This is a genomic window from Methylomonas sp. LW13, assembly GCF_016865255.1.
GTDB lineage: Bacteria > Pseudomonadota > Gammaproteobacteria > Methylococcales > Methylomonadaceae > Methylomonas.
In genome coordinates, this window is the sequence record NZ_CP033381.1 from 2,634,666 (window position 1) to 2,646,711 (window position 12,046).

General features: G+C 53.7%; 8 protein-coding genes. 7 read left to right on the plus strand and 1 reads right to left on the minus strand.

Going from position 1 to position 12,046, the window contains the following annotated elements:
• Window positions 1–10 precede the first annotated feature (10 nt).
• From JL719_RS11835 to JL719_RS11850, 4 genes are all read left to right on the plus strand, one after another.
• Complete coding sequence (locus JL719_RS11835) at window positions 11–949, plus strand: peptidoglycan-binding protein (protein ID WP_084153255.1); 939 nt, start codon at window positions 11–13, stop codon at window positions 947–949.
• Between the two features lie 281 nt (window positions 950–1,230).
• Window positions 1,231–4,908 (plus strand): PAS domain S-box protein, encoded by a 3,678-nt coding sequence (locus JL719_RS11840; RefSeq protein WP_051669856.1) that lies wholly within the window; start codon window positions 1,231–1,233, stop codon window positions 4,906–4,908.
• A gap of 3 nt (window positions 4,909–4,911) precedes the next feature.
• Window positions 4,912–5,892 carry a response regulator gene (locus JL719_RS11845; protein WP_033156213.1) on the plus strand — a complete coding sequence of 327 codons (981 nt, stop codon included), beginning with the start codon at window positions 4,912–4,914 and terminating at the stop codon, window positions 5,890–5,892.
• Between the two features lie 207 nt (window positions 5,893–6,099).
• The gene (locus JL719_RS11850) at window positions 6,100–6,276 is read left to right on the plus strand and encodes a hypothetical protein (RefSeq protein ID WP_165385954.1); all 177 of its coding nucleotides are present in this window, start codon (window positions 6,100–6,102) and stop codon (window positions 6,274–6,276) included.
• Window positions 6,277–6,603: 327 nt separating this feature from the next.
• Here JL719_RS11850 and JL719_RS11855 read toward each other — a convergent pair whose 3' ends face one another.
• Window positions 6,604–7,146 carry a hypothetical protein gene (locus tag JL719_RS11855; RefSeq protein WP_033156212.1) on the minus strand — a complete coding sequence of 181 codons (543 nt, stop codon included), beginning with the start codon at window positions 7,144–7,146 and terminating at the stop codon, window positions 6,604–6,606.
• Between the two features lie 621 nt (window positions 7,147–7,767).
• On the opposite strand from JL719_RS11855, the gene JL719_RS11860 reads away from it, so the two are divergent.
• The 3 genes from JL719_RS11860 (at window position 7,768) to JL719_RS11870 (ending at window position 12,038) form a co-directional block, all read left to right on the plus strand.
• The gene (locus JL719_RS11860) at window positions 7,768–9,162 is read left to right on the plus strand and encodes a CmpA/NrtA family ABC transporter substrate-binding protein (RefSeq protein ID WP_033156211.1); all 1,395 of its coding nucleotides are present in this window, start codon (window positions 7,768–7,770) and stop codon (window positions 9,160–9,162) included.
• A 91-nt stretch (window positions 9,163–9,253) separates the two neighbouring features.
• Complete coding sequence (locus JL719_RS11865; protein WP_033156210.1) at window positions 9,254–10,267, plus strand: ABC transporter permease; 1,014 nt, start codon at window positions 9,254–9,256, stop codon at window positions 10,265–10,267.
• A gap of 10 nt (window positions 10,268–10,277) precedes the next feature.
• Window positions 10,278–12,038: an ABC transporter ATP-binding protein gene (locus JL719_RS11870; RefSeq protein ID WP_033156209.1), complete on the plus strand. Its 1,761-nt coding sequence runs from the start codon at window positions 10,278–10,280 to the stop codon at window positions 12,036–12,038.
• The last annotated feature ends 8 nt before the right edge of the window (window positions 12,039–12,046 follow it).

Genomic DNA, 12,046 nt, shown 5'->3' on the forward strand with positions numbered 1-12,046 from the left:
GGAGCCGGTCATGGCATTCAGTCGCCCACTTAAATTTCAACTGCCTATGCTGCGCGGCCGCGATGTGTTGGAAGTACAGACGCGCTTAAAAAGCCTGCAAATAAACGGTGTCGGCCAGCCCGACGGATTATTCGGTGCCAAAACCTCCGCAGCCGTGGTGGCGTATCAAAGCAGCCACGGCTTGGACAGCGACGGCATCGTCGGCCCGCTAACCTGGAGCAGTTTATTCCAGGACGACAGTTCTCCGAATATGCAACGTCCCGCCGCTAACGATGCCGGCAGCACGGTTATCGGCCAAGATTTACTCGACGAGTTAAAAACCCGGCATGCTTATCAGGACAGCGTGACCTGGCAATTGACCGATCAAGGGTTATTGGTAGGCAGCGACGATACCCCAATAGGCACTGGCGGCGAGCCGAAAACGGTAGGCAAAGTCTGGAACCAGTTCGGCAGTGCCTTGACGCATTGGTCTACCGAGTTGAAAGTGCCGGTGGAGCTGATCATCGCCACCATTTGCACCGAGTCGTCAGGCAATCAAAACGCGGTGCGCGAAGAACCGGGCTTTATCGACGAAGTGCGCACACCGCATAAAATTTCGCCAGGCCTGATGCAGACTTTGATTTCCACCGCCCGCGCGGCTTTAAACAAAGATGACATCGATAAAGCCTGGCTATTAGTCCCCAGCAATTCGATTCAGGCCGGCACCGCCTACATCGCCGGACAATGGAAGCAAACCCATTTCGATCCTCCCAAGGTCGCATGCGCTTACAACGCCGGCGGCATCTATCGTAACGACTCGGCCCGCAATCGTTGGAAAATGCGTCAATACCCGATCGGCAGCGCCGAACACGCCGACCGTTTTGTGAAATGGTTTAACGATTGTTTTGTGTTTTTCGAGAGTAACGGCGGCGCGCCCGAGTGTAGTTTTTTTAATGCCCTCCGCAAATAAGCTGCGCAGCTTTCTCCGCAAAAGTTGGGGCCGGTAGGCGGCTAAGCAAATCCATTGCAAGCACTGAGCTCCCGCCTGCGCGGGAGCGGCGATTTTTAAGTTTAGATCAATCACTAGACAGACTCTGCGATTCCGAGACGTCCCTCCCACCGCAGTTTGACAATTACCTACCCCGAGGAATCTTAGCGGTATGAAGATGTCGATTGGCAGAAGGTATTGCCGCATCGCCACCATCCATGGCATAACGTCGGCTGACCTGCTTGCCGACATTGAGGCCCAACATGCTGCAAAAACGCCTGATTGCTCTGCTGTTGCTGCTGATCCTGTTGCCGACTTTATCGGTCGGTTACATGGCCTATCGGTTTGCCATCGACAATATCCGCACGGACCGCTTTAATATTGTCAGCCGCGTCGCGGATAACCGCCATGAACAACTCAAACTGGTACTGGCACGTGCCGACACGCGCGCCCACGCCTTCCTGGCCGAGGTGCTAATGAAATGCGTGGCGGCGGAGCAATTGAACCGCGCCTGTGCCACTGATTTCATAAACGACTATTTACTCACCGAAGGCGCTGCCGGCGCGGTGTTTTTCCGGCTCGACTCCGAATCGGGCACGGTCAGCGTCGGCGAGCAGCCGGTGGCACTTTCTGATCTAAAAAATTTTCAAGCCGGACAACTGGCCGACTTCAGCAAACCGGTTCCGGACCAGCCACGTTTTTATTATGTGATTGCCAAAGATGCCAAACTGCCCTGGCAATTGTTGATCAGCTATCCGGTTAGCCTGATTCAAAGTATTTTTACGGCTCACTCCGATTTGGGCAAATCCGGCGAATCTTTCCTGGCCGACAGCAGCGGCTTTTTCGTTACCCAGCCGCGCTATGCCAATAGCCACCCTATCGCTACGCAACCCATGCAAAGCTGCCTGGCCCGGCAAAACGCGGAAATGATGGCCAGCGATTACCGGGAGCGTGCCGTCATTCATGGTTTCCGCACGATTCCGGAAATCGGCGGCGGCTGCATCATGGCGCATATCGAACAGGCCGAGGCGCTGGCCCCCATTCAGCGCCTGGAAAAACAAATGCTGCTCATCGTGCTGGTCTTTGTCGGCTTGACGACGATAATCGCCAACGCCCTGGCCCGGCGTATCGTCCGGCCCATCTCGCGCCTGACCTGCACCGCCCGACGCATTCGCGACGGCGACTTGTCGGTGCGAGCCGAAGTCCGAGGTCTGGATGAAATCGCCGAATTGGCCAACTCCTTCAATCACATGACCGATGCACTGGCGGATGCCCAACATAATCTGGAAGCGAAAATCGCCGAACGCACCCACGCCCTGCGTACCAGCGAGGAACGCTATATGCTTGCCGAACGGGCCGTTAACGACGGTATCTGGGACTGGGATATCGTGCATCACGAATACTACTTATCACCGCGCTGGAACAAGATTCTGGGTTATGCCGACGGCGAATTGCCGAACGTGGAATCGATTTTCTTCGAATTAATCCACCCCGATGACAAAGCCCGCGCCAGTGAAGCGTTTCGCAAACACTTGGAACATAACGAGCGTTACACTACCGAACTGCGTCTTCGGCACAAGGACGGCAGCTACCGTTGGGTGCTGGATCGGGGGGATGCGTTGCGCGACGCCGAGGGCCGGCCGGTGCGGATGGTCGGTTCCATCACCGACATTACCGAACGCAAGGCGGCGGAAGCCGAATTGCTGAAATACCGCGAGCACTTGGAAGAACTGGTGGCGATGGCCACCACCGAGGTCAAAGCCATCGTGCAAACCGCCGTAAACGGTGTGATTTCCATCGACAGCAGCGGTCTGATTCGGATGTTCAATCCCGCCGCCGAAAAACTGTTCGGCTGGAGCAGCGCCGAGATCGTCGGTAAGAATGTCTCGCTACTGATGCCGGAACCGGATGCCTCTGCGCACGACAGTTACATTCAGCATTTTTTAGCCACCCATCAAGCCAAAATTCTCGGCATAGAGCGGGAAGTCATCGCCCAACGCAAAGACGGCAGCCGCTTTCCGGCCAATTTGGCGGTGGGTCACGGCATTATCTCGGAGGGCCGGCATCTATTTGTCGGCTTTATTTCTGACATCAGCTTGCAGAAACAAGCCGAGCAGGAATTGAGACTGGCTAAGGAAGCAGCCGAGGCCGCCGCCAAAGCCAAGGCCAATTTTCTGGCCAATATGAGCCACGAAATCCGTACGCCCATGAATACCGTGATTGGCTTTGCCGAAGTGGCCTTGCAAGATCAAAACCTGGCCGCCGATACGCGCGGCCACATCAAAACCATCCTCAGCTCCGGCCGGCATCTGCTGGGTGTGATTAACGATATTCTGGATTTTTCCAAAATCGAAGCCGGCAAAGTAGAGTTGGAATCGGTGTGCTTCAACCTGCCGTTTGCGGTGCAAGAAGCCTTGCAAATTATGGGACTGCGCGCCGCCGAAAAAGGCTTGCGCATCGATTTGGCTATAGAAGCCGGCTTGCCCACCCATTTCGTCGGCGACCCGAACCGTTTACGGCAAGTGATTTTGAATCTGGTCGGCAACTCGGTAAAGTTTACCGATACCGGCAGCATAGGCGTCACCATCACCCGCGCGGAAGGTGTGGAGATGTTGCATTTTGCCATCAGCGACACCGGCATCGGCATGACCCAGGAACAAACCGAACACATCTTCGAATCATTTTCGCAAGCGGATACCACCACCAGCCGTCGCTTCGGCGGCACCGGTCTGGGCACCACCATCAGCAAACAAATTGTCGAGTTGATGGGGGGCCGGATTTGGGTGGAAAGCCAGGTTGGCGTCGGCTCGGTGTTTCATTTTACTGTGCATATGCCGGAATCAGCCAGCGCGGAAAACTGCCTGTACGATGTGAGCTCGGTGCATAGCGTGGCTTATTTTTCGCCGCGCCGCTTCAAGGTATTGCTGGCGGAAGACATAGAAGCCAACGCCACTTTGGCGCGCTTGCGCCTGGAGCAGCAGGGCCATCAAGTCAGCTGGGTTAAAAACGGCCAGGAAGCGGTGGACGCCTTTCGAAGCGGTGACTACGACTTGATTCTGATGGACTTGCAAATGCCGGTGCTGGATGGCATAGCCGCCACCCGACAAATCCGCGAACTGGAACAAGCCGGCAGCAGCCACATCCCAATTCTGGCCCTGACCGCCAGCGTGTTGAGCCACGAACGCCGCGAGTCGCTGGATGCCGGTATAGACACCATCGTCGGCAAACCCATTGATGTCGACGATTTATTAACGCAGATGGAACGGCTGGTGCCCAAGGGGCATGGCATTGCCAACACCGGCGTAAACATTGCCGAGCCGGCGAAAATCGCCGTCGACTTTACGCCTTTGGCCGGCGTCGCCGATTACGAGAAAGGTTTGGCAACCTGGCTGGACCCGCTGATTTACGCCGATGCCTTACTAAATTTTGCCGAACAACACGGCGCGGACGGCAGCAAATTACTGCGCAATCTGCAGGAGCACCCGGAGAATCCGGAAGCGGTCCGGCGCATCGCTCATGCTTTAAAAGGTGTGGCCGGCAATCTGGCCTTACCCGTTATCGCCGGTCTGGCAACCGAGGTTGACGCGCAATTCAAAAGCGGCGACCTGCAAAATATCCAGGAATTGATCAAGACGCTGGACGCCGCGCTAAACACCGCTGTTGCAGCCATACACCAACTAAAACTGCCGAGCAAACCGCCAGCGGTTGCCGCAACAGCCTTCGATGCGGAACGGGTCAGCGATCTTTTACTGGAATTAAACACCGCGCTGGACAGTTTGAATCCTGACCACGTCGAACCGGTTTTACAAAGGCTTGGCGCGTTTCTCGGCGAAACCGAGCTGAAAGCCATCCGCTTTGAAGTGGATAGTTTCGATTTCGACGCCGCGAAAATCCAAGTTAACCGCTTGGCGGATAAATTAGCGATCACGTTTAAGGAATAAGCCATGAAAGACAGCTACAAAGTATTGCTGGTCGACGACGAACCGAACAATTTGAAAGTGTTACAGCAAATACTCAAGGACCACTTTCAACTGCTGTTTGCCATCAACGGCGAAAAAGCCCTGGCGGCCGCCCGGGAACATCAACCTGACATCATTCTGCTGGACATCATGATGCCGAATATGGACGGCTACCAAGTGTGTACGCAGTTAAAAGCCGATCCGTTGACTGAGAAAATCCCGGTAATTTTCGTCACGGCGATGGGCGAAATGGAAAACGAAGCGCGCGGTTTCGATGTCGGTGCGGTCGATTACATCCAAAAACCGGTCTCAGGCCCTATCGTGCTGCGCCGGGTACAAACCCATCTATCGCTGGTGCGGGTGGACGAGTTGGATCAACTCGCCCGCGCCGCCATCGAAATGCTCGGCGATGCCGGCCACTATAACGATCCGTACACCGGCGACCACATCTGGCGCATGGCAGCTTATTCTGCGGCGCTGGCTCGCGCCGCCGGTTGGACGCCATCGCAAGTGGCGATGATGGAATTGGCCGCGCCCACCCACGACACCGGCAAAATCGGCATTCCACATGCCATTTTAAAAGCGGCACGGGCGCTTAATGAAGAAGAATGGCCGATCATGCAGTCGCATTCGCAAATCGGCTACGACATCTTGAATAAAAGCGACAATCCGGTCTTCAAAATGGCTGCGGAAATCGCCCGCCATCACCACGAACAATGGGACGGCAGCGGCTATCCGATGGGTTTGGCCGGTGAGGCAATTCCGGAATCCGCCAGAATCGTGGCGATAGCCGATGTATTCGATGCCTTGACCACTAAACGTCCTTACAAAGAACCGTGGCAGCTGGAAGAGACTTTAAAATCGATGCAAAGCATGGCCGGCAGCCATTTCGATCCGCGCCTGCTGGCCTTGTTTATGGAAATAATGCCGGAAATCTTACGCCTGAAAGCGGCATGGGGCCAATAAGCTACTAAATATCGTATCGGTGACGATTTTCCGTAACGATTGCAGGCGGGAAGCCGGCTTTTCTGTATCAGGCCCTATCAGGCTCTTCGCACCCAGGCCACAGCCGGCAAGGCTTGGACGCCCACTACCCCAAACCCCGTTTAATTCGATAGTTTTGGCATTTTTTATGCTGCGTACTGCTTGTCATTAAATAACCAGGGGCGCGTCATGAAAACCTACGAAAAAATACAAATCGGCGATGTCATCCACAGTAACTGGTATGGCGATGGCACCGTCGCCGATCTGAATGAATCCGGGACAGGCAAAATCAAATTCGGCAGATTCTTCGTGCTGTTCCGGGAGTTTGAGATTTTTTATGCAAACGGCTGGATGTTGTCGGTGTAAAGGCAGAGCATACTAGCCAAACAGAACACTCGAACCGGTGAGGACAAGGCCACGCACAGTCAGCGGGTTGGCTGTTCCTCTCTGGTTTGATGGGGGTATTGGGTACTCCAAAGCGCAAAGCACTTGCTTAAACACGTTTCAATGGTGGCATTAACCCAGCTGCGGATCCCTCTCTAATCAATGCATCCGCAGTGAGTTTGTCTGGCGTTTTCAAAATACCGTTTTGGTCTTGTCAGCCGGAAATTGGCTTAGCAGTGTGATATGGCAGCTAAGCGCTGCCCCGTGAATGTCGGACTGCGTGGGAGCGACGATATTTAAAGGCCGGGCTTAGGATTTAGCCGCGCTTTTACTGCCCAGTAAAATCGTATGCCTTTGATAGCCGTCGTCCGCCGCCGCAGCCGCAGCCTCGGCTTTCCGCAATTGCTCGGCCCGGTCGTGTTCTAGCGCTTCTCTCAGTACATCGCGGTAAGACCGATTGATGCTGCTGGCATATTGCGTGTCTTTTTTCTCTTGGGTTTCGGCGATGGTCTTCGTGGGTTCCGGGTCGTAACGCTCTTCAAGTTCCTCAGCCAGTTTTTTTAGCTGTTGGCTGATTGCCAGGGCTGATTGAGATGAATGGGTTTTGTTGTCGTCCAAACTAAAAATTCGGATCATTTCATCCCGCAAATTAAACCCATACACCACAGGGTCGCCGTGCTTTTGCTGAAAATCGTAGGCAATAAAAAAATCCAGCGGATTGGTGGGATTTTTATCGAAGAAGATCGTAGCGCTTTCCATGGTGTAATTCAGCGCCTCGACAAACTGCTTCCTGGCCTGCTCCATTTCTTCAAAGATAAAATCATCGGCAATTTGTTTTACGATGTATTTCATAATCCGCCCCAGCTTAAATTCGATTGACTCGTCTACCTAAAACTCGCTGCATCCTATTCTGTTTCATAGACGGCGAGCATCATTGCTACGAATTGTATCAATTTGCTTCGCTGGTGCACCTAAATGAAATATTGCCATTATCCGGCAGGTTTACACCTGGCAAAATGCCTATCCAGCCACCGGGAAGCTCATATCGGCCCGGCCAATCCTACATCGCAGACCCGCGACCTTAGCAATACCGCTAATTCTTCCGCATGTCTCGGCGAGCCTCCCCATTCCGGTGCGCACCACGCATGTGCAAAAAAAGCACTTCCGAATCAATAGAGTGCATGATTTTTCTGCATGCCAAGATGCACCCGCAAATTTCTCTAAAAACAGACTCACCAAAAATAGGTGTAACACACTGTTTATAATGGTTTTTTACATATAGTTATCACAAGAGTCATTAAACTGGCATCAGCATTGCTTAGTAAGCAGCAATACTCCAGTGTAGGAGTGGTAAACCCAAACCCCGCTCACTGTTGAGCACTAAAGACAAAGGCGTCTACTGTCAGGCTTGCAAACAAGTCGGACATAGACGCCTTTTTTTTGGCCCGTTTTTCTCAATTGACAGGAACCGACATGAAACAGAACCGCATTTTCACCCCGAAGACACTTGCCGCCGCTTTCAGCTCGGTGGTTGCGCTGGGCATATTAGGCTTTTCCAACCACAGCTTCGCCGCCGGGAAACTGGAAAAAGAAGATTTGAAGTTCGGTTTTATCAAATTGACCGACATGGCCCCGCTGGCGGTGGCTGCGGAAAAAGGTTTTTTTGAAGAGGAAGGCCTGTTTGTGCAACTGGAAGCACAAGCCAATTGGAAAGTGGTGATGGACCGGGTTGTGAACGGCGAGCTGGACGGTTCGCACATGCTGGCGCCGGCACCGTTAGCGGCCAGCATCGGCTTCGGCACCAAGGCCGACATCGTGACTGCCTTCAGCATGGGCTTCAACGGCAATGCCATCACCGTATCCAACGACATCTGGAAACAAATGAAAGCCAATGTGCCAATGGAGGGCGGCAAACCGGTGCATCCGATTAAGGCTGATTATCTGAAACCGGTAGTGGACAAATATAAAGCCGAAGGCAAGCCATTCAATATGGCGATGACTTTTCCGGCCGGTTCCCACAACCTGAAACTGCGCTATTGGCTGGCGGCTGGCGGCATTAATCCCGGCTACTATGCGCCACCGCAAGACATTTCCGGCCAGATCAGCGCCGATGCTTTGTTGTCGGTCACGCCGCCGCCGCAAATGCCGGCGACGCTGGAATCCGGCACCATCTTCGGCTATTGCGTCGGCGAGCCGTGGAACCAGCAAGCGGTATTTAAAGGCATCGGTGTGCCGGTGATCACCGACGAGGAATTGTGGAAAGACACTCCGGAAAAAGTGTTCGGCGTGACCAGCTCTTGGGCCGAGAAATATCCCAACACCTATCTGGCAGTCACTAAAGCCTTGATCCGCGCTTCGATCTGGCTGGATGCCGAGAGCAACAAAAACCGTAAGGAAGCGATTGAAATGTTGTCGCAAAAACAATATGTGGGCGCCGACGTTGAAGTACTGGCGGCCAGCATGAACGGCACCTTTGAATACGAAAAAGGCGACAAACGCTCCCTGCCCGACTTCAACACCTTCTTCCGTCACGGCGCCAGCTATCCCTCTTACAGCAGTGCGGTTTGGTACCTGACGCAATTACGGCGCTGGGGCATGATCGCCGAGCAAAAACCGGATAACTGGTATCTCGACACCGCGAAAAAAGTTTATCGCCCCGATATCTATTTGGCTGCGGCGAAAGAATTGGTGGCCGAGGGTAAAGCCAAAGCGGAAGATTTTCCGGCCGACACCGGCATCAAGCCTTCACAAAACTTTTTCATCGACAAAATTCCGTTCGATGCCAACAAACCTAACGATTATCTAGCCAAATTTCCGATTGGCTTGAAAGGCAAACAAACCGTCTCCGGCGGCAAGATTGTCGACTAAGAAACTCTGGTGGGTGCTCTACACAAGGATCGTATGTTGATGCATGGACGCATCCTTTTTACCGACACCATTAAGACAAGCGAGCAAAGACATGACTAATACATTGATCAAATTTTTCAACATCACCGGCCTGACTTGGTTCGTACCCTTGGTCAAAATCGCCGCTGGCGAAAACCCTGCCCAACAAATGCGTCAATTATGGCTGGTCATGGGCGTCCCCATCATCGCTTTCATCTTGTTTTTAGGATTTTGGAGCGTCACTGCCGCACGCATCAACACCAGTTTGGGCGCCATTCCCGGCCCGGTCGCGGTATGGTCGGAAGTCAGCGGCTTGGTGACCGAACACTATGCGGAAAAAACCAAAATGGCCGAGTTTTACGAACGCCAGGAATTACGGAATAAAGAAAAACTGGCCGAAGACCCCAAAGCGGAAATCAAGCCCCGCCCCTACACCGGCAAACCGACTTATCTGGACCAAATATTTACCAGCCTGCGCACCGTATTCGCCGGCTTTATCATCGCTACGCTGATTGCCGTGCCTCTAGGTATCATCTGCGGCATGAGTCCGGTGTTGAATACCGCGTTTAACCCTTTGATTCAAATCTTCAAACCGGTATCGCCGCTAGCCTGGTTGCCCATCGTCACCTTGGTGGTGAGCGCCATCTATGTCACTGACGACGATTCCTGGTTCGCCAAATCGTTCGTCACCTCGGCCATCACCGTGACTTTATGCTCTTTATGGCCAACGCTGATCAACACCGCCGTGGGTGTGTCATCGATAGACCGCGACCTGGTCAACGTCGGCAAAGTGTTAAGACTGGATTGGGCCACGCAGATCAAACGCATCATTCTGCCTTCGGCATTGCCTTATATCTTTACCGGGATGCGCCTATCCTTGGGCGTGGGCTGGATGGTTTTGATCGCCGCCGAGATGCTGGCGCAAAACCCAGGACTGGGCAAATTCGTCTGGGATGAATTCCAAAACGGCAGTTCCAATTCCTTGAGCAGGATCATGGTGGCGGTATTTACCATCGGTATTATCGGCTTCATTCTCGACCGGGTAATGCACTCGTTACAAAACCTGTTCTCGTTCCAAAAAATCTGAGGATGCCGTCATGAGCGCCGCCCAAGCCAAAATCATCGAACTTTCCATGCACAAACAATCCGCTATGTCTTCCGTTCCCGCCAACGATGCGTATAAGCCGCTAGTAGAGTTAAAAAATGTCTGTAAATCCTACGGAGAAGGCAAAGACAAAACCTCCATCCTCAGAGACATTAATCTGGATATTCGCGAAGGCGAGTTTATCGCCATTGTCGGTTTTTCCGGCAGCGGCAAAACGACCTTGGTATCGATGATTGCGGGTTTAATCCATGCCGACAGCGGCGAACTATTGAAACAAGGCCAGCCCATCACCGAACCCGGCCCGGATCGCGGCGTGGTGTTTCAAAACTATTCCTTGATGCCCTGGCTAACCGTTTACGAAAACGTGGCGCTGGCGGTAGATGCGATCTTTAAGGACTGGACGCCGGAACAACGCCGCGCGCATACCGAGAAGTACGTCAAAATGGTGAACCTCGGCCGGGCGATGGACAAAAAACCCGCCGAGTTGTCAGGCGGTATGCGCCAGCGTGTTAACGTGGCCCGGGCGCTGGCCGCCAACCCGGATATTTTGCTGCTGGACGAACCGCTCAGCGCCCTGGATGCGTTGACCCGCGGCAACTTGCAAGACGAAATTCTGCAAATTTGGGAACAGGATAAAAAGACTGTCATCTTGATTACCAACGACGTCGATGAAGCCATTTACATGGCCGACCGGGTCATTCCACTCAATCCCGGCCCGGATGCCAGCTTTGGCCCGTCCTTTACGGTCAACCTGGAGCGGCCGCGCGACCGCACCGCTTTAAACCATAACGATGAATTCAAACGCCTGCGCGCGGAAATCACCCGCTATTTGATGAATATCGGCATGGAAAAAGCCCAAGCCGACGCTGGCGACAAGCTCAAGCTACCGGATGTCCGCCCCAATACCAGTAACGACTGGAAGCTGGATACCTCGGCGCTAAAACCCAGCGCCCGCGATCTGGGCAAGGCCCGCTATCTGGAATTCTCCAATCTGTCCAAAATCTACCCTACCCCGGACGGCAACAGTACCGTGAAAGTGGTGGACGGCTTCGATTTAAAAATGAAGAAAGGCGAATTCATTTCCATCATCGGCCACTCCGGTTGCGGGAAATCCACGGTGTTGTCGATGACCGCCGGCCTGAACGAAATATCCGAAGGCGGCATTATTTTGGATAACCGGGAAATCAGCGGCGCCGGTCCGGATCGCGGCGTGGTGTTTCAGGCTCCTAGCCTGTTTCCCTGGCTGACCGCCTTCGAAAACGTGATGCTGGGCGTGGATAAAGTCTACCCACATGCCTCGCAAGACGAACGCGAGGACATCGTCGAATACTACCTGACCCGGGTCGGTCTGGCCGATGCGATGTTTAAAAAAGCCGGGGACATGTCCAACGGCATGCGCCAGCGCGTCGGTATTGCCCGCGCCTTTGCCTTGTCGCCCAAATTACTGCTACTGGACGAACCGTTCGGTATGCTGGATTCGTTGACCCGCTGGGAATTGCAGGAAGTATTGATGGAAGTCTGGGAACGCACCCACGTCACCGCGATCGTCGTGACGCACGATGTCGACGAAGCCATTCTATTGGCTGACAGAGTGGTGATGATGACCAACGGCCCGCACGCCAAAATCGGCAAAATTCAAGAAATCGACCTGCCTCGGCCGCGTACTCGCAAGGCCCTGCTGGAGCATCCGGATTACTACAAGTACCGGGAGAGCTTGCTGACCTTCCTGTCCGAATGCGATCACACCCATTAATTTATAAC